General features: G+C 52.6%; 24 protein-coding genes. 10 read left to right on the top strand and 14 right to left on the bottom strand.

Annotated elements, in window-relative coordinates:
- Window positions 1–19: 19 nt before the first annotated feature.
- The 5 genes from QCD69_RS04500 to QCD69_RS04480 all read left to right on the top strand — a co-directional run bounded on the left by QCD69_RS04500 (window position 20) and on the right by QCD69_RS04480 (window position 5,134).
- Window positions 20–2,239, top strand: coding sequence for a TonB-dependent receptor (locus tag QCD69_RS04500; RefSeq protein WP_301251176.1), 2,220 nt, complete (start codon window positions 20–22; stop codon window positions 2,237–2,239).
- A 318-nt stretch (window positions 2,240–2,557) separates the two neighbouring features.
- A complete protein-coding gene (locus tag QCD69_RS04495; protein WP_253454640.1) occupies window positions 2,558–3,313 on the top strand; it encodes a YoaK family protein in 756 nt (251 codons plus the stop codon).
- Between the two features lie 157 nt (window positions 3,314–3,470).
- Window positions 3,471–4,274, top strand: a complete 804-nt coding sequence (locus QCD69_RS04490; RefSeq protein ID WP_301251174.1) for an N-acyl amino acid synthase FeeM domain-containing protein — start codon at window positions 3,471–3,473, stop codon at window positions 4,272–4,274.
- Window positions 4,275–4,786: 512 nt separating this feature from the next.
- A complete protein-coding gene (locus QCD69_RS04485; protein WP_199746402.1) occupies window positions 4,787–4,927 on the top strand; it encodes a hypothetical protein in 141 nt (46 codons plus the stop codon).
- A 27-nt stretch (window positions 4,928–4,954) separates the two neighbouring features.
- Complete coding sequence (locus QCD69_RS04480) at window positions 4,955–5,134, top strand: hypothetical protein (RefSeq protein WP_125288648.1); 180 nt, start codon at window positions 4,955–4,957, stop codon at window positions 5,132–5,134.
- Here QCD69_RS04480 and QCD69_RS04475 read toward each other — a convergent pair.
- Window positions 5,109–6,263: a beta-glucosidase gene (locus tag QCD69_RS04475; protein WP_301251172.1), complete on the bottom strand. Its 1,155-nt coding sequence runs from the start codon at window positions 6,261–6,263 to the stop codon at window positions 5,109–5,111. The two genes, QCD69_RS04480 and QCD69_RS04475, sit on opposite strands and share 26 nt — an antisense overlap.
- Before the next feature lie 197 nt (window positions 6,264–6,460).
- Here QCD69_RS04475 and QCD69_RS04470 point away from each other — a divergent pair, with 197 nt between their 5' ends.
- On the top strand, window positions 6,461–7,927 hold the full coding sequence (locus QCD69_RS04470) for a phospholipase D family protein (RefSeq protein WP_369894866.1): 1,467 nt from the start codon (window positions 6,461–6,463) through the stop codon (window positions 7,925–7,927).
- A 33-nt stretch (window positions 7,928–7,960) separates the two neighbouring features.
- Here the strand turns inward: QCD69_RS04470 and mdoC are convergent, their stop codons facing one another.
- Complete coding sequence (mdoC, locus tag QCD69_RS04465) at window positions 7,961–9,085, bottom strand: glucans biosynthesis protein MdoC (RefSeq protein ID WP_253454636.1); 1,125 nt, start codon at window positions 9,083–9,085, stop codon at window positions 7,961–7,963.
- 270 nt (window positions 9,086–9,355) lie between these two features.
- Between mdoC and QCD69_RS04460 the strand changes: the two genes are divergently transcribed.
- The gene (locus tag QCD69_RS04460) at window positions 9,356–10,894 is read left to right on the top strand and encodes a glucan biosynthesis protein G (RefSeq protein ID WP_301251305.1); all 1,539 of its coding nucleotides are present in this window, start codon (window positions 9,356–9,358) and stop codon (window positions 10,892–10,894) included.
- On the top strand, window positions 10,887–13,436 hold the full coding sequence (mdoH, locus tag QCD69_RS04455) for a glucans biosynthesis glucosyltransferase MdoH (protein WP_253454635.1): 2,550 nt from the start codon (window positions 10,887–10,889) through the stop codon (window positions 13,434–13,436). The genes QCD69_RS04460 and mdoH overlap by 8 nt, the downstream gene beginning before the upstream one ends.
- Window positions 13,437–13,502: 66 nt before the next feature.
- Here mdoH and QCD69_RS04450 read toward each other — a convergent pair whose 3' ends face one another.
- The 3 genes from QCD69_RS04450 to QCD69_RS04440 form a co-directional block, all read right to left on the bottom strand.
- Complete coding sequence (locus tag QCD69_RS04450) at window positions 13,503–14,012, bottom strand: ferritin-like domain-containing protein (RefSeq protein ID WP_125288643.1); 510 nt, start codon at window positions 14,010–14,012, stop codon at window positions 13,503–13,505.
- Window positions 14,013–14,058: 46 nt separating this feature from the next.
- Window positions 14,059–14,532 carry a YciE/YciF ferroxidase family protein gene (locus QCD69_RS04445; protein WP_125288642.1) on the bottom strand — a complete coding sequence of 158 codons (474 nt, stop codon included), beginning with the start codon at window positions 14,530–14,532 and terminating at the stop codon, window positions 14,059–14,061.
- A 340-nt stretch (window positions 14,533–14,872) separates the two neighbouring features.
- Window positions 14,873–16,066 carry a zinc-dependent alcohol dehydrogenase gene (locus QCD69_RS04440; RefSeq protein ID WP_253454634.1) on the bottom strand — a complete coding sequence of 398 codons (1,194 nt, stop codon included), beginning with the start codon at window positions 16,064–16,066 and terminating at the stop codon, window positions 14,873–14,875.
- 70 nt (window positions 16,067–16,136) lie between these two features.
- On the opposite strand from QCD69_RS04440, the gene QCD69_RS04435 reads away from it, so the two are divergent.
- Both QCD69_RS04435 and QCD69_RS04430 read left to right on the top strand, forming a co-directional pair.
- Window positions 16,137–16,301, top strand: coding sequence for a hypothetical protein (locus tag QCD69_RS04435; protein ID WP_253454633.1), 165 nt, complete (start codon window positions 16,137–16,139; stop codon window positions 16,299–16,301).
- Window positions 16,301–16,540: a YceK/YidQ family lipoprotein gene (locus tag QCD69_RS04430; protein ID WP_253454632.1), complete on the top strand. Its 240-nt coding sequence runs from the start codon at window positions 16,301–16,303 to the stop codon at window positions 16,538–16,540. Before QCD69_RS04435 ends, QCD69_RS04430 begins: the two co-directional genes overlap by 1 nt.
- A gap of 2 nt (window positions 16,541–16,542) precedes the next feature.
- On the opposite strand, the gene QCD69_RS04425 is transcribed toward QCD69_RS04430, so the two are convergent.
- The 9 genes from QCD69_RS04425 to QCD69_RS04385 form a co-directional block, all read right to left on the bottom strand.
- Entirely contained in the window at window positions 16,543–16,950 is a 408-nt protein-coding gene (locus QCD69_RS04425) for a MysB family protein (protein WP_125288639.1), read from the bottom strand.
- Between the two features lie 262 nt (window positions 16,951–17,212).
- The gene (locus tag QCD69_RS04420; protein WP_253454631.1) at window positions 17,213–18,124 is read right to left on the bottom strand and encodes a tagatose-bisphosphate aldolase; all 912 of its coding nucleotides are present in this window, start codon (window positions 18,122–18,124) and stop codon (window positions 17,213–17,215) included.
- Between the two features lie 37 nt (window positions 18,125–18,161).
- Window positions 18,162–18,701: an AAA family ATPase gene (locus tag QCD69_RS04415; RefSeq protein ID WP_253454630.1), complete on the bottom strand. Its 540-nt coding sequence runs from the start codon at window positions 18,699–18,701 to the stop codon at window positions 18,162–18,164.
- Window positions 18,698–19,135, bottom strand: coding sequence for a PTS sugar transporter subunit IIA (locus QCD69_RS04410; RefSeq protein WP_253454629.1), 438 nt, complete (start codon window positions 19,133–19,135; stop codon window positions 18,698–18,700). The genes QCD69_RS04415 and QCD69_RS04410 overlap by 4 nt, the downstream gene beginning before the upstream one ends.
- 6 nt (window positions 19,136–19,141) lie before the next feature.
- Window positions 19,142–19,414 (bottom strand): hypothetical protein, encoded by a 273-nt coding sequence (locus QCD69_RS04405; protein WP_253454628.1) that lies wholly within the window; start codon window positions 19,412–19,414, stop codon window positions 19,142–19,144.
- Between the two features lie 20 nt (window positions 19,415–19,434).
- Window positions 19,435–20,808, bottom strand: a complete 1,374-nt coding sequence (locus QCD69_RS04400) for a PTS sugar transporter subunit IIC (RefSeq protein WP_253454627.1) — start codon at window positions 20,806–20,808, stop codon at window positions 19,435–19,437.
- 8 nt (window positions 20,809–20,816) lie between these two features.
- Window positions 20,817–21,113 (bottom strand): PTS sugar transporter subunit IIB, encoded by a 297-nt coding sequence (locus QCD69_RS04395; RefSeq protein WP_253454626.1) that lies wholly within the window; start codon window positions 21,111–21,113, stop codon window positions 20,817–20,819.
- Between the two features lie 10 nt (window positions 21,114–21,123).
- Complete coding sequence (locus QCD69_RS04390; RefSeq protein ID WP_253454625.1) at window positions 21,124–22,104, bottom strand: 6-phosphofructokinase; 981 nt, start codon at window positions 22,102–22,104, stop codon at window positions 21,124–21,126.
- A gap of 399 nt (window positions 22,105–22,503) precedes the next feature.
- A partial coding sequence (locus QCD69_RS04385; RefSeq protein ID WP_301251168.1) for a flagellin occupies window positions 22,504–22,892 on the bottom strand: 389 nt, incomplete at its 5' end.

The raw sequence follows: 22,892 nt of genomic DNA, 5'->3' as shown, positions 1-22,892 counted from the left end.
TTGCTATCAGGGAACCGCCATGGCCCATACACGCCTGTTTCACCGCCGCTTCAATTTTACGTTGCTGGCGACGTTTATCGCGTCCGCCGGTATGCCAGCTATGTCGGCAGAAACGCCTGCCGCCGCAAAAACAGTCTCTGCCGCCGCCAACGTCCCGGCCGACAAGACCATGACCGTTATTGCCACAGGCGCGGATAATTTCAAATCGGGCGGCGACCAGCTGGTGCCCGCTTATCTGGAAGGGCAGGTCGCCAACGGCGGCCGCCTGGGCATGCTTGGCGAGCAGAATGCGCATGATGTGCCTTTCAACGTGATCGGCTACACCAGCAAGATGATCCAGGATCGGCAGGCGCAAACGCTGAAGGATGTGGTTGCTAATGACGCCTCGGTACAGAACGTGCAGGGCTACGGCAACTTTGCGGAAACTTATCGCATTCGCGGTTTCGATCTGGACGGCGACGATATGACCTTCGGCGGGCTGCCTGGCGTGATGCCGCGTCAGGTCGTTTCTACCCAGATGGTGGATCGCGTGGAAATCTTTAAGGGATCTAACGCGCTGATTAATGGTGCCGCCACCAGCGGCGTCGGCGGCATGATTAACCTGGAGCCTAAACATGCCGAAGACGCGCCGTTGACTCAACTGGGCGTAGATTATACCTCTTCTTCCCAGGCAGGGACATCGCTGGACGTAGGACGCCGCTTCGGTGACAGCAACCAGTGGGGCGTGCGCGCCAACGTATTGCATCGTGAAGGTGAAACGGCGATTGATAACGAAAAGCGCCGCACCACATTAGCCTCGCTGGGACTGGACTATCGCGGCGACAGGCTGCGCACTTCGCTGGATCTTGGCTATCAGAAGCAGGCGTTCCACGGCGGGCGCATTGGCGTTAACGTCAGCGGCGTCGATTTTATTCCCGCCGTGCCGCGCGCAACCAGCAACTACAGCCAGAACTGGGTTTACAGCAACCTGGAAAGCGAATTTGGCATGGCGCGCGCGGAATACGATCTCACCGACAGCTGGACAGCTTACGGTGCCGTGGGCGGCCAGCACTCTCACGAAATGGGCGCTTACGGTACGCCGAAACTGCTTGATGAAGACGGATCGGCGACCATCAGCCGTATGGATACCAATAAATATGTCGACGCCTTCAGCGGCATGGGCGGCGTTCGCGGTAATTTCCACACCGGTTTCGTCAGCCACAGCGTCAACATCGGCTATTCGGCACAGACCAAACGTGAAAAAACCGCCTATGGCATGGCGCTGACGCCGCAGGCGACCAATATCTATCAGACCTCCGCCGTACCGGCGCCAGCCAACACCTATTTCGGCGGCGATCTTGACGATCCTCGCCCCACCAGTCGGATCCGTACGCAGGGCGTTCTGCTGGCCGATACGCTCGGCTTTCTGGATGATAAGATTTTGCTGACGGCAGGCGTACGGCATCAGAAGGTGGTGGTGCGTAACTATGCTTACGGCACGGCGATCGAAGATACCGACTCGCGCTTTACCCAATCGCGCTGGACGCCGGGCTACGGGCTGGTGGTGAAACCCTGGGAAACGGTTTCGCTTTACGCTAACCATATTGAAGCGCTGCAGCCGGGCGACACGGCCACCAGCGACGCAAAGAACGCGGGACAGGTCACCGGTATTTCACTTTCCAAACAGAATGAAGTGGGCGTGAAGCTTGATAGCGGTCGTCTCGGCGGGTCGCTGGCGCTGTTTGAAATCAAAAAACCAACCGGCATTATTAACCAGCAAACGCAGATGTTTGGGCTTTACGGCGAGCAGCGCAACCGTGGCGTGGAGCTGAATCTCTTCGGCGAACCGGTTTACGGCGTGCGGCTGAACGGTAGCGCCACCTGGCTGGATCCAAAAATGACCAAAACGGAAGATGGCCTCTACGAAGGGAAAAACGCTATCGGCGTGGCGAACTTCTATACGGTGCTGGGCGCGGAATATGATATCAAACCGGTTGAAGGGCTGACGGCGCTGGCGCGGGTGACGCATTCCGGTTCGCAGTACGCCAACGCCGCCAATAGCAAAAAGCTGAACAGCTACACCACGCTGGACTTAGGGCTGCGCTACCGCATAAGCGTGCAGCAAAACGAGATGACCTGGCGTCTGGGCGTGGAAAACGTCACCAACAGGAAGTACTGGTCGGGCGTGGAAAGCTATGGCTCTTATATCTATCAGGGAAACCCTCGCCAGCTTAAGCTTTCAATGGCCTACGATTTCTGATTATTTCCTGCTAAATCCGCGAGGCGTTCGTTGCAAAAAAGGGACGAGCGTCTCGCTTTAAACCGTCTCAATTTTCACCGGCAGCCCGGCTGAATTTTCCAGATTAATCTGTAATTTATTGTTCTTACTGGTAATATTAAGAAACATTACTCTACATTTACATTTGTCTAACAAAGGTGCGTTAAGCTTTAGTGAGGCTGAACAATTATCAGGCTCCGTAACGTCTTTTAGCGCCATATAAAGCTAAAGCTTGTTCTGTTTTACTGTCAGGACCCTACGTTATCTCTTTTCCTTCCACGCAACTCAATGGTGAACAATGTGCTGATTAAGAAAAAGAAGGTCAGGTCCCACACGGAAGATCGTTACCTGGCGTTAGTATTGGCCACCACGGCAGGGATTTTGAACGCTATGGCGCTGGGCGCGTTTGGCTTTTTCCCCTCGCATATGACAGGAAACACCTCGCAGATCTCCTCAGAAGTTTTCAGCGCCGATATGCAAGGCCTGATTTTTCTGGCGGTGCTGATCGCGGCTTTTGTCATTGGCTCCGTCTGTGCAAGATTTATGGTGCTGGCGGGACTAAAAAAGAATTTCAGAACCATTTTCTGCCTGATTATCCTGGCAGAAAGCGTGGTGCTCTCCTTGATCTCCGTTTTTGAGCTGGCTTTCTATTCGCCGGGCAATAACAAGGAAATATCGGTGCTGCTGGGTTTCCTGATGGGCATCCATAACTCGACGTCCACGCAGCTTTCCAACGGGCGGGTCAGGGCAACGCACATCACCGGCACGCTGACGGATGCGGGTATCGCCTTAGGCTCGTTCGTCTCTTCCTTTATCAGCCATGTTTCTTACAGCGAGCGCCGCTTTCAGCAGAAACAGCTTTATACCCATCTGACCACCGTCTTTTCCTTTTTGACCGGCTGTATCGTGGGCCTGCTGCTGTTCAGATTCGCCGGCTTTGTGGCGATGCTGGGGCTGGGCGTGTTCCTGGCGGTCGTGGCGCTTTGGGCAATCGCCGTCACGCTGCACAGAGCTAAAAAAAACGTTTACGGACTAAATAAGATACGTCTGTCTTAAAGCTTTATTATCTGGCCGGCAGGGAAGCCGACTCTCCTCTTTTTTTAAACGCCCGTCTTATTTCCTTCCTGTTTTACTTCAGATTATTCTTAGCTTTTCATGCGCCAATACTTTATTATATTTTATGAGTACACGCTGCTGCTCTGAGAGGTAAGACATGACTTTAATAAGGGATTCCATCCTGAAAAAGGCCGTGCGCGATGGGGTGCTCCATCGCGGTACGCTAAGGATCTGTAACTTTAGTAAATCACTGGATAACGACATTGATGTCTCGCCTGCGGGCGGCTTTATTGATTTTCTTAAGGGTATGGATGTAATAAAAGAAGAGTATGCAAAGAAAGGATTCGTTAAAAAAAATCGCGCTCTGTTTCTTTATAATGAAGGACTGGTCGATAAAAACAGTACGCTGTTGCTGGCTCGTAAAGGCGATCGGGTGTTAGGCACGATAGGCGTTATCAGAGAGAAAAATAATAAACTGCCGTGCAGTAAGCTTTTTGCCGAAGAGCTGCAGACGCTTAATCTCCAGCATCGACAGGTGACGGAAATCGGCGCGCTCTCCATTAAGAGCGATGCGGGCACGGAAAACCTGGTGTTTATGCTTTATCTGAAGACGATGATGTACGCCATTTTTGTGGATAAAGTGGACGACATCGTGGTGCAGGTCAGAGAAAAAGTGGCTGCTTTTTATATCAGAAACTTGCTGTTTGAACAGATTGGCGCAACCAAAATCCATCCTGATTACGGCAATATACATACCTGTCTTCTACGGGTTGATGTTAAGGCCATCCGGGAAAAAATTTACGAAAAGCCGCAATACGGTACCCGAGGCTGGATAAGGATATTACACGAGCTGGGCCTGCTGGCCGAATACAAGAAAACCTGCCATCAGAGCTGGCTGTGTAACAAATTTACCCTGGATAAAAAGGACGCTGAGCTTTATCACTATCTTTGCCATCTATAAATTATTCCAGTAGTAATGAATTTGCAATAATAACTACGTATGCTTTATGCGTTTGCTTTTCTGGCGCTGTTGCCGCTCAGGGAAAATAAAGACTTTCTTTCTCTGTTGATATTTATTGTTGCTGCTATTAATTTTCATTGAAAATAAACTCAGGTCTCAATGCTGGTGAGGGGCGTATTGCGCATGCCTGTTATTATTAAACGAATATGAAACTATCGTGCGGATTGCATTATAAGTGAGCTTAATTATCGATAAATAAAAATCGGGGTTCAAAATTGAGACGATAGTAGCATTAAATAAGGCTATTTATCTTTGCGTCCCCAGGCAGGGATTATGATACACTCCCTTTTTTATGCGCGGCAGATGTACGATAACTGAAGGAATCAGCGACGCTAAAGCGTAAATTTTATTTATGCGCTGCCTTGTCAGAACGATAACGCTTTGCCCGGAGTGCCTTGCGTATTTAACAGAGCAGGGCTGGCAGCGTGTCAGGCCAGCCGACAGTGATTAACATGACAGAACCAACGCAAGAAAGCCTTTCCGGCGAGTCGCGTCACCAGCTTGACGATGCCCATTTTGCTATTGTGGTGCTTGCAGTCGCTTCCTTTACGCTGATAATCTTTGTGCTACTGGTTACGTTATTAATGACGTAATGGTTGTCAGGATGGAGGTAAAAGAGCATGGACACTCGCGAAGATCGCCTGCTGGCGCTCACAGGATTGCTGGCCGCCGGGCTGATTGCCGTGGCGGTTATCTTTGTGCTGACCTGGCTGTCAGACGTGCGGCGCACGCCGGTGCCTTACCCACTGCAGGAGTGCGCGCCGCCCTCGTCCGTTATCCCCCTAAAGACTTCATCCTGATATGCTGGCTGCGCAGCTCCAGCGCATAGGGCTCGCAAATCGTGCGGTTGCCGTTGGCATCAGGCAGGCCAAACAGCCCGCCCGGCGAGCGGCGATCGTCGGCCCATGAAGGGTAGTCCACCACCGGAAAAATCGAAACGCCTTCCACATCTGCACCCTGATCCCTGGCCTGCATGACCTGTGCTACGACGTTTCGCAGCCACGGCGCGCGCTTATCGCCTTCCGCGCCCGTTTCCGCTATCAGCAGCGGTCGTTGATAGCGCTGCCAGACCTCCAGCAGCAGGCTGGACAGCTCGCGATATTCAGCCTGTTCGGGCGTAAGCGGATCGCCGTTTAAATACCATTGGTTATCGGGATAGTAATTAAGGCCGATAATATCCAGCAGCGAAGGATCGCCGCCCAGCTCGGGCATCAGCCGCCCGCTTAGCATATCCCAGGCCTCAAACTGCGCGTCGTGCTGGCGCTGAGCCTCTTCGCGAGCGGCCGCTGACGCTTCGTGGGTGGCGATATGTACCAGCGGATCGGTCAGCACAAATCTTGCGCCCGGCAGCTCTTCGCGAATAGCGCGCATCGCGGCAAGCGAAGCCCTGACCAGCTGCTGCTTCAGCGCCTTGCCACGGCCCGTCACGCCGGGATTAAACAGCGCGGCTTCGGCGCCTGCCCAGGCCCAGAACGAAATCTGATTAACCGGGGTGAAAAAAGGCGTCTCGTAGCCTTCGTCCCGCATCAGACAAGCCATAGCACGCGCAAAGGCGGCAAAGCGATCGACAAAGGCCGGCTGCCAGATATCCAGGCCGTCGGGCCAGCCAAAGTGCGCCAGCTCCCAGATAATTTCCAGCCCGTTGTTTTCCGCGGCGTGCAGCATAGGCAGAAAGGTCGACCAGTCGTAGTTGCCCGGCGTTTTTTCAATCAAATACCAGCGGGCGCTGTCGCGCGCGGTGAGCAGCTGGTTAGCCGCCAGCTGTGCATAATCCTTCTCCAGCAGCATATCGTGGCCGCTGTTGATCACCAGATCCACTCTTTTTCCCTCGCCCCGACAGGCGGTGGAGCAGGCGAAACTGCCCTGGAAAAAGCTTTTGAACAGCGGCTGGTCGCGCCTCTGAGACGGCAGCGGATGCGTTACTCTCATGACGTTTTCCTCATAGCAAAACCTGCGCGATATGCGCTAAGTCTAGACCAATTGGTATTAACGACTATGTTTATCACTGCTGCCGCACCGCTATCAGAACAGTCGCATGACAATCTGCCATAACTGGAACAATAATAGAGAGTGCCTGAATTGTTCCTCACCGCCTGTATATCGGGAAGTTAAAATAAGGAAGAACCGTGGTTGAAGCTTTTGCGCCAGAAGATGAGCCAGCCGCGCGCGCGTCGCTGACGAGCGCCGTTTCCTCTCTGGTAGAGAGTCACCCTGAACACAGCGGCATTTATCCGCTGGAAGAGGGCCTGGACGCCTTTGCCGCCCGCTATCAGCTGATGGCTAACGCCGAACGCACGCTGGATATTCAGTACTATATCTGGCAGGACGATATGTCCGGCCGTCTGCTGTTCAGCGCCGTGTTGGCGGCAGCAGATCGCGGCGTGCAGGTGCGGCTGCTGCTGGATGACAACAATACGATGGGGCTGGACCACACGCTAAGCGAGCTGAGCCGCCATAAAAATATTCAGGTTCGGCTGTTTAATGCCTTCTCGTTTCGTACGCTGCGCGCGCTGGGCTATCTCACCGATTTCGCCCGGCTTAACCGCCGTATGCACAACAAGAGTTTTACCGTCGATCGGGAAGTCACCATCGTGGGTGGCCGTAACGTAGGCGATGAATACTTTGGCGCCGGCGACGAACCGCTCTTTTCCGATCTGGATGTGATGGCTATCGGCCCGGTAGTGAACGAGGTGACGGATGACTTTGAACGTTACTGGGAAAGCCATGCCGTGCAGCCCTTCAGTAAAGTGGTGGATATTGAGCATGAAGCTGAACGCGCAGCGGCGTCGCTGCCCGCCGAGTGGCTGAATAACCCGCAGGTGAAACGCTATCTGCAACGTATTGAAGCCTCCTCCTTTACTACGCAGCTGGCCGCGGGCGATCTGCCGCTTACCTGGGCTAAAACGCGCCTGCTCAGCGACGATCCTCGTAAGGGATTGGGCCGTGCCAAAGCGTCGACGCTGCTGCCACAGCGTATGTTGGAAGTGATTGGCCAGCCCCAGCGGCAGTTCGATATTATCTCCGCCTACTTTGTACCTACTCGCGCGGGCGTGGCACAGCTGTTAGGGCTGGTCAGAAAAGGCGTAAAAATAGCGATTTTGACCAATTCGCTGGCGGCAAACGATGTGTCGGTGGTTCATGCAGGCTATGCTAAGTGGCGCAAAAAGCTGCTGCGGCACGGCATCACGCTTTACGAGCTGAAACCTAACACCGGGCTACGTGAAAAGCCGCACGATCGCGGCCTGACCGGGAACTCCGGTTCCAGTCTGCACGCCAAAACTTTTAGCGTCGACAGTGAAAAGGTGTTTATCGGCTCGTTTAATTTCGATCCCCGCTCGGCCATGCTCAATACCGAAATGGGTTTTGTGATTGAAAGCGAACCGTTAGCCACCAGCATCCATCAGCGTTTTATCAGCCGGATCCGCGACCGCGCCTGGACGCTGCGGCTGGATAAATGGGGCAGGGTAAACTGGGTGGAATATCCCGGAGAAGGCGATAAGGAGATCGTTCATCGTCACGAGCCGGGTACGCGTTTTATTCAGCGGCTGCTGGTGCGGCTGGTCTGGCGTTTGCCTATAGAGTGGCTGTTATAAAAGGCCCGGCGTCGCCGGGCCAGTTTTCAGGCGCTATTTTTGCGGCAGCTTGCCCGAAAAGAGAAAGCGCAGCACCGGGATCCGCAAATGGATCTCGTAAAGCATAAACGCGATACCGAAGACGAACACCAGACCGGCGAAAAAGCCCAGCGTATTGCTGCCGATATGCGGCACCAGGAAAATACCGTAAAGGATAGTCAGCGGGTGGTGCACCAGGTAGATAAACAGGGAGGCGTTGACCAGATAGGTCACGCGAGGCGAATGGCTGTTCAGCAGGCGATGTCCCAATGAAAACACCACGTTAACCATCCACAGCCCCATCATCATTGATACCACGGCGTCAATCTCATAGAGCCAGCCTTCGCCTTTACTCCATGTCTGATTAGCAATATAGGCGACAAACGCGAGCGCGGAACCGATAAACGTCCAGGGCACAGGTTTAATTAAAAGGGCCTTAATCGCCGGATATTTCCACGCCATCGCGCCCAGTATAAAGAAGGGCAGGAAGAACAAGGTTTGCATAACCACAAAATTAAACAGGGCATTGCTTAACAGCTGCGGCTCGAAAATAAACAGCAATCGCCGAATCGCTCCCCAAATCACGCTGCAAAGCAGGATAGCCAGGCTAAGACGTGTCCAGTTCAGCTCGGAATAGTCCGTTAATTGTCTGCCGTCACGCAGTTTTTTAAACAGCCATGCGCCGGTCAGGGTCAGCATAACCAACACCAGCAAAAACCACAGGTGCGAGATAAGATCCCAGCTAAGCGCATTAAATTTCTGATAAAGCGTTAGCTGGCTCCAGTCGCCAATTCTCGCGGTCCAGGCCTTTAGCATAAAAAACTGCGGCAGCGTCAGCAGCGGCACGGCCGCCAGCATCGGAATGCCTACACGCTCCAGACGCACCTTCAGCCAGTACTGCGGGCTGTAGCGTAAAAAGAGCATATAAGAGAAATAACCTGAAATAACGAAGAATACCTGCATCCTGAATGCGTGAATAAAATCATTCAGCAGCGTAAGCCATTCGGAAGCGTGCGGACTATTTACTGACCAGCTTTGGCTGGAATAAATCAACGAGACGTGAAAAGGTACGCCTAAAAGCATCAGGTAGGCTCTGATCGAGTCAAAAAAATATTCTCGCTGCCCGGATTGTTTTGTCATATTCGTCCCATATTCAACACGTTACAGCGTTTGCTCACCCTGAGCCACGCTAAAGCTTACCGCTTACTCTAGTGGAGAAAACACAGGTATACTATCAGGGGAATCCGTATCCGCTAAGCAGTTGAGAACAGGGCGCTAAAAGCAACAAATGCGAGGAACAAAAATGTTGTTGAGCTGTCGGAATTGCGAATTATCCATTAAGATGGATGGGATTGATTTAAGCACACGAAAGGGGGGGATGTGCTGATTAAAATGAAAAATAAGCCAAAACTGATGAAATTGCGTCTGATTGGCGCAACGGTTTTGCTGTCAATGTATGCCAGCTCCGGCTGGGCTTTCAGCATTGATGATGTAGCAAAACAGGCGAAAGATTTGGCCGGGAAAGGGTATGAAGCGCCCAAAAGCAATTTACCTTCCCAACTGCGCGAGATGAAATATGCTGACTATCAGCAGATCCAGTTCAATCGCGATAAAGCCTGGTGGAGCAAGCTGAAAACCCCGTTCAAGCTGGAGTTCTATCACCAGGGCATGTACTTCGACACGCCGGTGCAAATTAATGAAGTGACGGCGTCTACCGTTCATGAGATTAAATATTCACCGGACTATTTTAATTTCGGCAATGTTAAGCACGATCCTGAAACCGTCAAAAACCTTGGGTTTGCCGGATTTAAAGTGCTTTATCCGCTTAACAGTAAAAATAAAAAAGACGATGAGATCACCAGTTTCCTGGGTGCCAGCTATTTCCGCGTTATCGGGGCTGGTCAGGTTTACGGTCTTTCGTCGCGCGGGCTGGCTATTGATACCGCGCTGCCTTCCGGCGAGGAATTCCCGCGTTTTAAAACGTTTTGGGTAGAACGACCAAAACCGGCCGACAAGCATCTGGTGATCTACGCGCTGCTTGATTCGCCACGCGCGACCGGCGCCTATCGCTTCCTTATCACGCCAGGTAAAGAAACCACTGTCGACGTACAGTCGAAAGTCTACCTGCGCGATAAAGTCGGCAAACTGGGCGTAGCGCCGCTGACCAGCATGTACCTGTTCGGCGCTAACCAGCCTTCCTCGCAGGTTAACTATCGTCCTGCTCTGCATGATTCCGACGGCCTGTCGATCCATGCCGGCAACGGCGAATGGATCTGGCGTCCGCTGAATAACCCTAAACACCTCGCGGTCAGCACCTTTACCGTAGAGAATCCAAAAGGCTTCGGCCTGCTGCAGCGCGGCCGCGATTTCTCTCAGTATCAGGATCTGGACGACCGTTACGATCTGCGCCCAAGCGGCTGGATTGAACCGCAGGGCGAGTGGGGCAAAGGACGGGTGGAACTGGTAGAGATCCCGACGGCTGATGAAACCAACGACAACGTCGTGGCCTACTGGACGCCGGAAAGTCTGCCGGAGCCGGGCAAAGAGATGAACTTTAAGTATCGTCTGCACTTTACCCGCGACGAAAGCCAGCTGCACTCGCCGGATATGGCGTTTGTAAAAGATACGCTGCGCTCAACCGGCGATGTGAAACAGTCTAACCTTGTTCGTCAGCCGGACGGCACGGTCGCCTTTATCGTCGACTTCGCCGGTCAGGATATGAGCAAGCTGCCGGCCGATACGCCGGTTGCGCCTCAGGTCAGCATCGGTAATAACGGCGAGCTGGTGGAAAACAGCGTTCGCTACAATCCGGTCACCAAAGGCTGGCGTCTGGTGATCCGTCTACGCGTTAAGGACAACAAACAGCCTACAGAGATGCGTGCTGCGCTGGTTAACGGCGACAAAACGCTGACCGAAACCTGGAGCTATCAGTTGCCTGCCAATGAATAAGACTAACGCTGATTATATTGATGCGCTGCCTCTGCCCGCGGAGCGGAAAGAGGCGCTGCTGAACGCGCTGCCTGACCAGTCTGAGGCGGCTTTTAGCCAGCTGCATCAGACGCTGGGCGAGCCGCCAATGCCGGAGCGCGCGGACGACGCGCCGCTGGCTTCGGTGAAATCGCGGATTGAGATGACGTGGCCGGATGCCGTGGGTAAAGGCGAACAGTTTGCCGAAGATGCGCTGCATCGCACCACGCTGAAGGCGATGCCGCCCCACACGCGTTCTTCTATGTACCCGGAAGCCTGGCGTACTAACCCGGTGTCACGCGCGTGGGATTCTCTGCGCGGGCATAAAACCAAACCGCGCTATGCCAATGCCGAAGAGCAGCGTGCAGAAGATAAATGGCGTCACGTCGGATCGATTCGCCGCTATATCCTGCTGCTGCTGACCATCGCGCAAACGGTGATCGCCACCTGGTACATGAAAACCATTCTGCCTTATCAGGGCTGGGCGCTGATCGATCCTATGGAGATGATCAACCAGAACTGGCAGCAGTCGGTGCTGCAAATTCTGCCGTACGTGCTGCAAACCGGGATCCTGTTCCTGTTTGCCGTGCTGTTCTGCTGGGTTTCCGCCGGCTTCTGGACGGCGCTGATGGGCTTTTTACAGCTGCTGATCGGCAAAGACAAATACAGTATCTCGTACAACAGTAATGATAACGATCCCATTAACCCGGAACATCGTACCGCGCTGATTATGCCGATCTGTAATGAGGATGTGGAACGCGTTTTCGCTGGCCTGCGGGCTACCTGGGAGTCCGTGGTCAGAACGGGCGAACAGCAGCATTTCGATGTTTATATCCTCAGCGACAGCTACAACCCGGACATCGCGATGGCCGAGCAGAAAGCGTGGATGGAGCTGGTACGTGACGTGGGCGGGGAAGGGCGCATTTTCTATCGCCGTCGTCGTCGCCGCGTGAAGCGTAAAAGCGGCAACATCGATGACTTCTGCCGCCGCTGGGGCAGCCAGTACAGCTACATGGTGGTACTGGATGCGGACAGCGTCATGAGCGGCGAATGTCTGACCGGCCTGGTGCGTATGATGGAAGCTAACCCGAACGCGGGGATCATCCAGTCCTCGCCGAAAGCTTCCGGTATGGACACGCTCTATGCGCGCTGCCAGCAGTTCGCCACGCGCGTCTACGGGCCGCTGTTCACTGCCGGTCTGCACTTCTGGCAGCTGGGCGAGTCGCACTACTGGGGCCATAACGCCATTATCCGCGTGAAGCCGTTTATCGAGCATTGCGCGCTGGCACCGCTGCCGGGCGAAGGCTCATTCGCCGGTTCTATCCTGTCGCATGACTTTGTGGAAGCCGCGCTGATGCGCCGTGCGGGCTGGGGCGTGTGGATCGCTTACGATCTGCCCGGCTCCTATGAGGAGCTGCCGCCAAACCTGCTGGACGAGCTGAAACGCGACCGCCGCTGGTGTCACGGCAACCTGATGAACTTCCGCCTGTTCCTGGTTAAAGGGATGCATCCGGTACACCGTGCGGTGTTCCTGACCGGCGTGATGTCCTATCTGTCGGCGCCGCTGTGGTTCCTGTTCCTGGCGCTGTCAACGGCGCTTCAGGTGGTGCATACGCTGATGGAGCCGCAGTACTTCCTGCAGCCAAGACAGCTTTTCCCGGTCTGGCCGCAGTGGCGTCCCGAACTGGCGATAGCGCTCTTCTCCACCACTATGGTGCTCTTGTTCCTGCCTAAACTGCTCAGTATCATCCTGGTGTGGTTCAAGGGAGCGAAGCCTTATGGCGGCGTGGTGCGCGTAACCGTTTCGCTGTTCCTGGAAGTGCTGTTCTCCGTCCTGCTGGCGCCGGTGCGTATGCTGTTCCATACGGTGTTCGTGGTCAGCGCCTTCCTGGGCTGGGAAGTGGTCTGGAACTCGCCGCAGCGCGATGACGATGCGACCCCATGGAGCGAGGCGTTTAAACGTCACGGTTCTCAGATGGCGCTTGGCATCGTCTGGGCGGCAGGCATGGGCTGGCTGGATCTGAACTTCCTGTGGTGGCTGGCACCGATCGTCTTCTCGCTGATCCTCTCGCCTTTCGTGTCGGTGTATTCAAGCCGCTCCACGACCGGAATGGCGTCGAAACGCGCTAATCTGTTCCTGATCCCGGAAGAGTTTGAGCCGCCGAGAGAGCTGGTCGACACCGATCGCTACAACGCGCTGAACCGTGAACGTGCGCTGAAAGATGGCTTTATGCACGCGCTGTTCAATCCGTCGTTCAACGCACTGGCCAGCGCGATGGCCACTTCGCGCCACCTGAAAAGCGATATTCTGGAATTCGCCCGCGATCGCCGTGTCGAGCAGGCGCTGAGCGAGTCACCGGCGAAACTGGATCGCGATCGTCGTCTGGCGCTGATTAGCGACCCGGTGACGCTTTCCAGAATGCACTATCGTCTGTGGCAGAACGCCGATAAGTATCACGACTGGTTCGATTACTATCAGTCGCTGCGCATGAATCCGCTGGCTATTCAGCCGACGAAAATCTGATGCAGGCATAAATAAAAAATCCGGGAACGCAGGTTCCCGGATTTTTTTTGCCTTAAGGAAGAGGCGTTACTTTTTCGCTTCTACGCCCGGCGCGGCGTCGCGCGTCATAAACTGCTCGGTAACGTCCGGCAGATGATTCAGCGCCCAGTCGGCCATTGCCACTTCCTGCTCGCGGATCTGCGCGAAAATTCTTGCGCCTTCGGTATCGCCAACCAGTTCAGCCGCCGCAATCAGCGAGGTGTAGCTGGCAATTTCCAGGTTCTCAAACACATAGCTGCTGATAGCGCCTTTCACGACTTCATCATCCGCCATCATGCCGCCCATCGCCTGACCAAAAGCGGTCAGTTTACCCATGGTATCTTTAAAGACGGAATTTGAAGTATCGTAGCGGTCGATAACCGACTGTACCAGCGCCTGCTGCTGACGAGTTTCTTCAATATGCTGCACGATACGGGCTTTCAGATCGGGATAATGCTCAAGACGTTCTGCCTGTTTTTCCAGCATGCTTTCCGCCTGTTTTTCCATCGCGTGCGCATCTTTCACCCAGGCTAAATAGTTCTCTTCATGCGTTGTCATGGTGTACCTCTTGATTGAATTATTTTCCGGGGGCCAGCTTCTGGCGTTACTGCTGCTCAGCGATGACGGTAAGCTTCTCGTCAGTGGCCTTCTCTTCTTCCAGCGTTTCGCCCAGCAGGCGAGCAGCCTCTTTATAGCCCAGCTTTAAAGCCAGCGCGCGCAGCGTGCCGTAAGTGGCAATCTCATAGTGCTCGACTTTTTGCGCCGCGCCGATCAGGCCAGCGTCACGAACCGGGCCAGCCTCCACGGAATCAATAATTTCCTGGGCTTCTTCTACCAGGCCTTCAAGCGCGTGGCATTTCATTCGCTTAATGCGCACGCCGTCGGTGCTTTCCACCAGCTGGTCCAGACGCTCTATCTGGCCCTGAGTCTCTTCAAGATGCTGTTTGAAAGCGGCTACCAGTTTTTCATCGGTAGCGGCACGCGCCATTTTAGGCAGGGCGCGAGAGATTTGTTTTTCTGCGCTATACACATCCGACAGGTCATGAATAAATAAATCTTCCAGCGTCTTGATGGTCATATTTCACTCCATTTCAATAACAGGAAAGAAAGTGCAAATTCACACTCTGTAAAGCTACAGGAATAAGGTTAGCCTGGTCTGAGCATTTCGGAAGGCAAGAAGGGGAGAATATCCTTTTCAAGGAATATTCTGAGACAGCGGTCACAGACAGAGGGGAAAAAATATAATTAACAAATAGTTAACTCCTGAACGTTATCAACGACCCACGCTGGCGAGCTGTTAAAAAGTCGCCGGAGATAAAGCATCTGGAAACGTCAGACTTCCAAAAATAGCGGCGGTACTTTACGGAAAAACGGTTCGTTTTGCCCGCCAACAGATACTGTGGCGGGCTTAAGATTAATTAAACCGTTGCCTGGGCGCTTGCCATTCCCGGCACCAGGATAATCTTGCGACAGTCTTCCTGACGCTTTTCAAAGATCTCATAGCCACGTGCCGCCTCTTCCAGCGGCATATGGTGGGTAACGATCTCTTCGGGTTTCAGGTGGCCCTGCTCGATCAGTTTCAGCAGATCGGGAAGGTAAGCGTGAACGTGAGTCTGACCCATTTTAAAGGTCAGCCCTTTATCAAAGGCATCGCCGAACAGGAAGCCATGAATAAAGCCCGCATAAACGCCCGGTACGCTGACAATGCCGCCACGGCGCACGGCCGCAATGCACTGGCGTAGCGCTTTGCCGCTGCTGCCTTCCAGCTTCAGGTTGCTGAGCACGGTTTCCGTCAGGCTGCCTTTGGCCTCAAACCCTACCGCATCGATCACCGCATCCACACCGCGATGGCCTTTGGTATTTTCAATAATCCAGGCGGCCGGATCGTCATTTTCATCAAAATTGATCGGGATAACGCCATAGCGCTCGCGCGCAAAGGCCAGCCGGTAATTATGATGGTCAATCATAAAAATCTGCTCGGCGCCCGCCAGTCTGGCGCAGGCGGCGCTGAGTAAGCCAACCGGGCCGGCGCCAAAGATAGCCACGCTGGAACCCTGTTTGACTTCAGCGTTCTGTACCGCCTGCCAGGCCGTGGGCAGAATATCGGAAAGAAACAGTACTTTCTCATCCGACAGCGTGTCCGGCACTTTAAAAGGGCCGGCGTTGGCTTTCGGCACGCGCACGTATTCCGCCTGTCCGCCGGGAATACCGCCATAAAGGTGGCTGAAGCCGAACAGCGCGGCGGGCGGCGTGATTTTTTTCGGGTTCAGAATGGCACCGCGGCCGCTGTTAGTGGTTTCACAGGCGGCATACTGATGCAGATGACAGAAAAAACAATCGCCGCAGGCAATCACAAAGGGAATAACCACCCGATCGCCTTTTGCGACTTTGGTCACGCCACTGCCTGCTTCCACCACTTCGCCCATAAACTCGTGGCCAAAAATGTCGCCATGCTCCGTGCTGGGAATTTTTCCGCGGTAAAGATGCAGATCGGAACCACAGATAGCGGTGGCCGTTACGCGCAGAATAATATCGTCTGCGGCTTCAATCGTCGGGTCGGGCATGTTATCAACGCTGACCCGATGCGGGCCGTGGTAGGTAAGGGCTCTCATAGTCTCTGCTCCGGTATTTTTTTCAGTCTCACGTCAAGGCAAAAAAATTTGCGTTTACCAAGCATAGAACATGAAAAACGAACGCAGGGCGCGCGGCGAGCCGAAAGGTCAAACATCGGACAAAGAGAAGGCTAAAATTAAGGAAGATTTTACGGATATTTTGCGCTGCGCAGGCTTACTGCCCTTAGCCGTTGCTGTACAATGGCGCGTTTTTTATACGGATCGGGAAAGGTAATGACCACACTGTTACGTGCTTTATTGCTGGCATGCTGCCTGACGATGCTGACCGGCTGCGGCAGCATCATCAGTCGAACCCTGCCCGGACAGGGGCACGGCAATCAATACTATCCTGGCGTGCAGTGGGATGTCCGTGATACGCCCTGGCGCTTTCTGACGATTATCGATTTGCCGCTGTCGCTGGTTCTCGATACGTTGCTGCTGCCGGTGGATGCGCACCACGGACCCTACGAGTAAAATTACTCCCAGCGGTCTGCGCGGTCGGAATCGCTGTTATCGTCTTCCCACTCGTCCGCCGCTGCTTTGCCTTCTTCGGTATCGCCCGGCGGCTCCAGCTGAAATTCGCCTTCATCCCACTCATGCAGCGTATTTTCCGGCAGCCACTCCTGACGCAGTTCGATCTCGTCAAAATCACCGTCGAAAATGGCCTGTGCCGCTTCACCGCTGCGCAGCGCCAGCACCTCTCCCTCTTCGATATCATCCGCCAGGAACTCCGCCTGCCACATGATATCGCCATCCTGCATCACATATTTTTGCAGGTTGAACTGGCTGACCGCGGCATCGTCCTCTTCCATCTCCGGATTAGCGGCCAGAAACTCTTCACGCGCAGCGTCGATAGCCTCTTCCAGGGTTGCATACATGCTCATTGGGTATCTCCATAACGAAAAATGCAGGTTTTAAAGAAGGATAGTAGAAGATCGGCTGCGGTAAACCCGGCGAAGGAAAAAAAGATGAGATAATTTATCTATTAGTATTAGTTAGTTACATAAAAATCGGACAGGCGGCTGACGAAAAGTCTCAAGTCAGAGGGCAATCTGTCCCGAGGCGCCTGGCCACCGTTTATCGTATCCGGTGGCCAGGGGACATTTGGCTACCTTTTATCGCATCCGGCGGCCAGGGCACCTCCGGTCAGGCGTCAGCCATCGCCCTTTTATATTTACGCAGAAGCTGCTGGATATCGTGCAGTCGGCCTACCGCAACCGAAGTGAGTTTCTCTCTGGAAACGTTGCGGTCAAGGGAAATGCAGTCTTTCCAGAGTGAACGTCCGGCAATCACGCCAGAAGCGCCGTTGCGCAGGGAGATCTCCACCTGTTGCAGAAAGGTCTGGTGATCGACGCCGGCAGACAGCACCGCCCAGGGAATGGAACCGCAAATTTCGGTGACGCTGGCGCAGGCGGCTTCTGTCCCCGGATAGGGTATTTTCAGCACCTTAGCGCCGCAGTCAATACAGGCACGGCAGCCATCCTGAATAAGCTGAGGAATTTTATTCTGATAAGTCTCCTTGTTCTCATTTTCCAGTTGATAAGTCAGGAACTCCACTACCAGAAGCAGATCTTCACGCGCGAAGTCGGCAATAACCTCACGCAGCGTGGCAAGGTTATCGGTATTAGCCTCAGGCGTATCCGTACGTAAATAAATCATAATTTTTCCACCCGTGGCACCCAGCTCACGCACCTTACGCGCGTTAATGCCTTCAACCATTCTGGAAATACGGTAGCCCTGCGGGGAGAGATCCCAGCCGGAAGCATCCAGCCCAACCAGCAGCGCGGTATCACGCGGCACCACGTTTTCATCAACAATTCCCGGCACGGCACAAATGGGATCGACTAATACGCAGCCTGCCTCTGCCGCCAGATAGCGGGTAATGTCATATTTAGTTTTGCCTAAGGTTTCGTTGCTGATTTTTGCCTGCTCTTCGGGCGTGGCGGCTAACAGCGTTCTCATTCCTCCCCGCTGATCGCAGGCGATGACCATCATTGAACCGGTGGCATCACAAATCATTTGATAACCACGACGTTCTGCTGTTGTCATTTTATTCATAAGTCTGATCCTTATAGAGCTGATTATCGGAAATAAACTAAACGCGGCTGAGGAAACATTCGATCCAGGAAATAATTTCGCTATCGTTAATGCCTTTATCCTGATCGGCGATAAAGGTATGTCCCAATTGCATTGGCCGGGCTTTACCTGCAAGATCCATTAATTCAGGAATATAGTCTTCGCCCGGGTGGCCTTTAACCCGGCAGGCGCAGCGCGATTTATAACGTTGAGCGACCAGTTGCGGCGATATCTGATTCCATATTTCAACAGTGTGCTGACAGCCGGAGACGGCCAGATAATGCTTTAAAATTTCTTTTTCACGAAAGCCAAACCAGGCGTCCATAATGAAAAGCGTTTTTTCCGGTGCCATCCGCACAATATTAAACATGGCCTCATAGGCGGCATAGCCCAGCTTGCGGTTTAAGGGTCTGTCGATAATGTCCGCAAACTGAAGCATAAAGGGCTCTTTAATCCCATCTATACTTAATACCGGCGCATTAAGGCGTTCGGCAAGCATTTGCGCGATGCGGCTTTTCCCGGATGCCGGGATACCATTGACTAAAATTATTTTCTTCATAATAACCTGATAATTTCATCAACCGTGGTGGCTTGTCTTATTTGTGCCAGCGTCTCCGCTTTGTCCAGTAGTTCTACAATAGAGGCAATCCCTTGCGTAATATGCGTGTCGCTGTCCATACCGCTGAACATCACGATAATATCAACTGGCTCGCTATCGCTGATTGAGACAGGGCGCGCCAGAGTGAGCAGACTAAAACCGTTTTTAATAACGCCACACTCCGGTCGCGCATGAGGAATGGCTATGCCTTCTTCAAACACATAATAGGCGCCGTATTTTCTGGTGTTATCGATAACGGCCTGGGGATATTCAGCAGTGACGAATCCTCCTTTAATTAATGGCGCGGCGGCGATTGCTATTAAATCTTCCCAGGCTTCGACGTTTATGCCGATCTGAATATACTGGTTCTGTGCAAGAAACTGTCGGATGCTCATATCACCTCATATATTTCTGCGGATAGTATTTCTCAGTTCATCCATTCTTATAAACAGGTCATCGACGCGGTGACGATAGTTTTTCCGGGAAGAGAAAATCTTAATGGCCTGATTATATTTAACCATTAGCTTTTTCTGCGTGTTGCTATCCGTCGGGTTTTTCGATAGCGCCGATTCCAGTAGAGATAATTCGTCTTCTGTTCTTAATGCCTCTTCGTCATCTTCACTATTTTGCTGCTGGTGCGATGATGTAAAAATATTCTTCAATTTTGCAAACATCAGCCTCTCCACATTTTTTATTAATCCGTTTCGGTTTTAACAACGTCAGGAAGGGAATGCCCGGTCAGTTTGCGATTAACGAACCAGGTAATGAAAATGGCAAAGGCGATAAAGCCAGCCACGAACAGCCAGTCATGTTGCAGAGCGTGCCCTAATACCAGACCTGCGCCGATAACATCGGAATCACTGAAGGTGACGCCTTGAAAACCAAAGTTTTCCAGCAGCGGCACCAGAATGGCGGGTAATAAAGTGATAAATAAGCCATGCACCACGCCGCCAATAATGGCACCTTTTCTGCCGCCCAGCGCGTTGCCAAATACGCCGGCCGTTCCTCCGGCAAAGAAATTCGTCAATAGGCCGGGCAAAATCATCGCCAGACCAAACAGGGGAAAAACAATCATACCAATAAGGGAACCAACGGTAGTGGCAAGAAAGCCGACGATGACCGCGTTGGGCGCGTAGGGGAACAGCACCGGACAATCCAGCGCGGGTTTGGCATCGGGCACCAGGCGCATGGCAATACCTCTGAATGCCGGAACCAGCTCGTTCAGCAGCAGGCGTACGCCGCTATAAAGCACAAATACCCCGGCGACAAACTGCATCGATTGCATAAAGGCATACATAAGGTAGTTGGTGCCCCCGGCGAACCGGGCAATATACTCCGGCCCGGCGACAAACGCGGGGATGAGGTACATCGGCACCATCACCACGGCCATCGACAGGTAGGTGTCCTGTAAAAATTTGAAGTGATCGGGCAGCTCTAAATCTTCCGTGGAACGGGAGTTCTTACCGATAGCGCGCGCTACGGCGGCCTGAACCAGATAGCCAAGCGTACAAAAGTGGCCAAGGGCAATATCGTCCGAGTCGGTGATTTTCCGCACTACGGGCTGAGCGATAGCAGGCATCAGGACGGCCATCACGCCGCCAAATATGCCGCCGGTAAGGATAAGCGTGAGGCCGGTCAGCCCGGCTTTGTAGCCGATGACCGTGCCGATCGTGGCCATCCACAGCAGCGCCTGGCCGGTAAGGAAGATATATTTAAACGGCGTAAGGCGTGCAATCAGGATATTGACGGCAAAAATGACCAGCAGCGTCAGCGCCACTTCCGATCCCAATTCGCGGTTAGCCACGCCGGCGATGGCCGCCACGTCGGTAATGTAGCCTTTCATGCCAAAGCCGCTGGTAAAGATATCATTGAGAAAGGTCAGCGTTTCTACAATGATATTAATACCCGCCATCATAATCAGAAAACCGAGCAGGGTTTTAAATGTCCCCTCAAGCGTTTTCCCGAAAGATTTTTTTTGCAGGATAAGGCCAGTCATAGCAATTAAAGCGATTAAGATGGCAGCCTGGCCTAAAAAATCTTTAATAATAAAATGAATGATTGCGTCCATTTAACACCTCACTTTTTTTGGGTGCCTAACCAGGCCAGGATTTTCTCTTCCAGTTCTTTTTTATCGGTCAGCTTATTCAGGATGATGACCCGTTTTTTTTCTTCCTCACTGGCGTCGGAATTCAGAATGTCAGCAAATATTTTTTGTGTGAGGATAATGTCATACTTAAATGACGAAGCTTCCGATACCGTGGTGTGATCGATATCAGCATCAATAGATAATTTATGAAGAACAGACTTCGCGCTCATTTCAATAGCAAAGCTTGAGCCGAGGCCGCAGCCACATACGCAGAGTACTTTAAGCATGTTATTACCCTCAGATAAGATTATTTACTTTAGCCAGTTTGTAGAAGTTACTCTCTTTATCTAGCAAACGTTTGTCAGAGTCATTCAGATCAATAGGGATGGCTTTGTTATTGTTGTTGATGACGATAATTTTATTGGTCAGGCCGCTATTAATACATCTGACCACTTCTTCAGCCAGGATCGCGCCCTGGATAATTTCCTCCCCTGTTGGAAAACCGTTGCGTAAACCATAACCCATAATGGTTTTTCTGATCCTGATGCCAACCTTGTGCTCAAGTTTGCCGATCATGGTATCAATCGCACCCTGGAAACCGGGCGTATACTCTTTAGTATAGCCTTCGGAGCAAAGGATAATAACGCTGTTCTGCTGCGCTGCTTTCTGCCTGATGGTTTCTGCCAGTAAATCGATATCCCAAACCGATTCAGGAATAAGCGCAATATCCGCATTGCTTTTCAGGGCAGCCTGTAGGGTTAATTCACCGCAGTAGCCGCCCAGTAATTCGATCATAAATATTCTGCCGGGAAGCCCGCGGCCGGTATTGCGCAGTTTGGCAACCTCACTGATAACCTGTTCGCAGGCGGTGGAAAAGCCGATAGTGTAGCTATTGCCGATAATATCATTATCGATCGTCATGCCTATGCCATAGCAGTTAATACCGTAGCCGCTAAGGGTTTTTAAAAACTGGAAAGAACCATCGCCGCCGCCCATAACCAGACAATCAATTTTCTTTTTACGGATGTTTTTTACAATTTTTTCATACTCAGCTTTTTTACATTTTTCTTCTCTTCGACCGGAGGCGATAAGCGGTACCGGCGACAGGGAAAAATCAACAAGATCGCGGCGTGCTATATCCTTCGCGCTGTTTTTAAGCAGGCCGTTAATTCCACCATCAAAAATAACGATTTCATAATTCGTCATTCTGTTTATCTGAAACAGGACGTTGTTTATACCGCTGACATCACCGCCGCTAATGACCAGCCCTATTTTCATCGCCGACCTCAAATTAAATTTTTATCGTTAATCTGAGAATCGATGTTAAAGATGCCTGAATTATATTTTTCGAAGCCGGTCACACTTTAAGGATGAAATAGCCCCGTGCCGGTCATTGACAGCAATAAAAATGACTTATTTTTGTGATGGACATCACCATGGAAAACAGCGTTAGTTCGGGATTTTTATATAACTATATGTTTATTAATGGATTAATTTTTGTGAGCTAAATCTCGCTCGCGCCGAATAGCGTCAGAAACAAGTTGTTGCGGGATTTGTGAGTGAATTCACATTAAAGCAGGTTTTGATTTGAAGCCGCCGCAGAAAATAAAGGCGGGGCAGGCGGAGAGGGCAAAAAAAAACTCCGCCGGGGCGGAGTTTTGCCGATAAAGCTGAGGCTTACTGCAGCAGAGACAGCACGCCCTGTGGAACCTGGTTGGCTTTTGACAGCACGGAGGTACCAGCCTGCTGAAGGATCTGCGCCTTCGACATGTTAGAAACTTCAGTTGCGTAGTCAGCATCCTGGATACGTGACTGTGACGCGGTCAGGTTGGTCACAGAGGTGTTCAGGTTGTTGATGGTGGATTCAAAACGGTTCTGAATCGCACCCAGGCCGCTACGTGCGGTATCAACGTCTTTGATACGCGCGTCGAGGTCTGACAGGTTACCGCCGGTCACGCTGAAGGTTGCGCCCAGGCCAGAAGACTGGAAGCCTGCACCTGACAGGTCGATATTGATGACGTTAGCGTCGGTTGCGTCGTTGGCGCCAACCTGGATTTTTACGCTGC

The organism is Erwinia sp. PsM31, from assembly GCF_030433775.1.
Classification (GTDB): Bacteria; Pseudomonadota; Gammaproteobacteria; order Enterobacterales; family Enterobacteriaceae; genus Erwinia; species Erwinia aeris.
This window is presented reverse-complemented; position numbering and strand designations above follow the sequence as displayed.

Excerpts from the sequence above, each read along its gene's own strand:
- QCD69_RS04405 (WP_253454628.1), bottom strand. The coding sequence starts at position 19,414 with ATGTTTGCAAAATTGAAGAATATTTTTACATCATCGCACCAGCAGCAA.
- mdoC (WP_253454636.1), bottom strand. The coding sequence starts at position 9,085 with ATGACAAAACAATCCGGGCAGCGAGAATATTTTTTTGACTCGATCAGA.
- QCD69_RS04445 (WP_125288642.1), bottom strand. The coding sequence starts at position 14,532 with ATGACCATCAAGACGCTGGAAGATTTATTTATTCATGACCTGTCGGAT.
- QCD69_RS04485 (WP_199746402.1), top strand. The coding sequence starts at position 4,787 with ATGACAGAACCAACGCAAGAAAGCCTTTCCGGCGAGTCGCGTCACCAG.
- QCD69_RS04425 (WP_125288639.1), bottom strand. The coding sequence starts at position 16,950 with ATGAGCATGTATGCAACCCTGGAAGAGGCTATCGACGCTGCGCGTGAA.
- QCD69_RS04395 (WP_253454626.1), bottom strand. The coding sequence starts at position 21,113 with ATGCTTAAAGTACTCTGCGTATGTGGCTGCGGCCTCGGCTCAAGCTTT.
- QCD69_RS04430 (WP_253454632.1), top strand. The coding sequence starts at position 16,301 with ATGACCACACTGTTACGTGCTTTATTGCTGGCATGCTGCCTGACGATG.
- QCD69_RS04490 (WP_301251174.1), top strand. The coding sequence starts at position 3,471 with ATGACTTTAATAAGGGATTCCATCCTGAAAAAGGCCGTGCGCGATGGG.
- QCD69_RS04480 (WP_125288648.1), top strand. The coding sequence starts at position 4,955 with ATGGACACTCGCGAAGATCGCCTGCTGGCGCTCACAGGATTGCTGGCC.
- QCD69_RS04450 (WP_125288643.1), bottom strand. The coding sequence starts at position 14,012 with ATGACAACGCATGAAGAGAACTATTTAGCCTGGGTGAAAGATGCGCAC.
- QCD69_RS04420 (WP_253454631.1), bottom strand. The coding sequence starts at position 18,124 with ATGAATAAAATGACAACAGCAGAACGTCGTGGTTATCAAATGATTTGT.
- mdoH (WP_253454635.1), top strand. The coding sequence starts at position 10,887 with ATGAATAAGACTAACGCTGATTATATTGATGCGCTGCCTCTGCCCGCG.
- QCD69_RS04440 (WP_253454634.1), bottom strand. The coding sequence starts at position 16,066 with ATGAGAGCCCTTACCTACCACGGCCCGCATCGGGTCAGCGTTGATAAC.
- QCD69_RS04390 (WP_253454625.1), bottom strand. The coding sequence starts at position 22,104 with ATGAAAATAGGGCTGGTCATTAGCGGCGGTGATGTCAGCGGTATAAAC.
- QCD69_RS04500 (WP_301251176.1), top strand. The coding sequence starts at position 20 with ATGGCCCATACACGCCTGTTTCACCGCCGCTTCAATTTTACGTTGCTG.
- QCD69_RS04435 (WP_253454633.1), top strand. The coding sequence starts at position 16,137 with ATGAAAAACGAACGCAGGGCGCGCGGCGAGCCGAAAGGTCAAACATCG.
- QCD69_RS04400 (WP_253454627.1), bottom strand. The coding sequence starts at position 20,808 with ATGGACGCAATCATTCATTTTATTATTAAAGATTTTTTAGGCCAGGCT.
- QCD69_RS04475 (WP_301251172.1), bottom strand. The coding sequence starts at position 6,263 with ATGAGAGTAACGCATCCGCTGCCGTCTCAGAGGCGCGACCAGCCGCTG.
- QCD69_RS04410 (WP_253454629.1), bottom strand. The coding sequence starts at position 19,135 with ATGAGCATCCGACAGTTTCTTGCACAGAACCAGTATATTCAGATCGGC.
- QCD69_RS04415 (WP_253454630.1), bottom strand. The coding sequence starts at position 18,701 with ATGAAGAAAATAATTTTAGTCAATGGTATCCCGGCATCCGGGAAAAGC.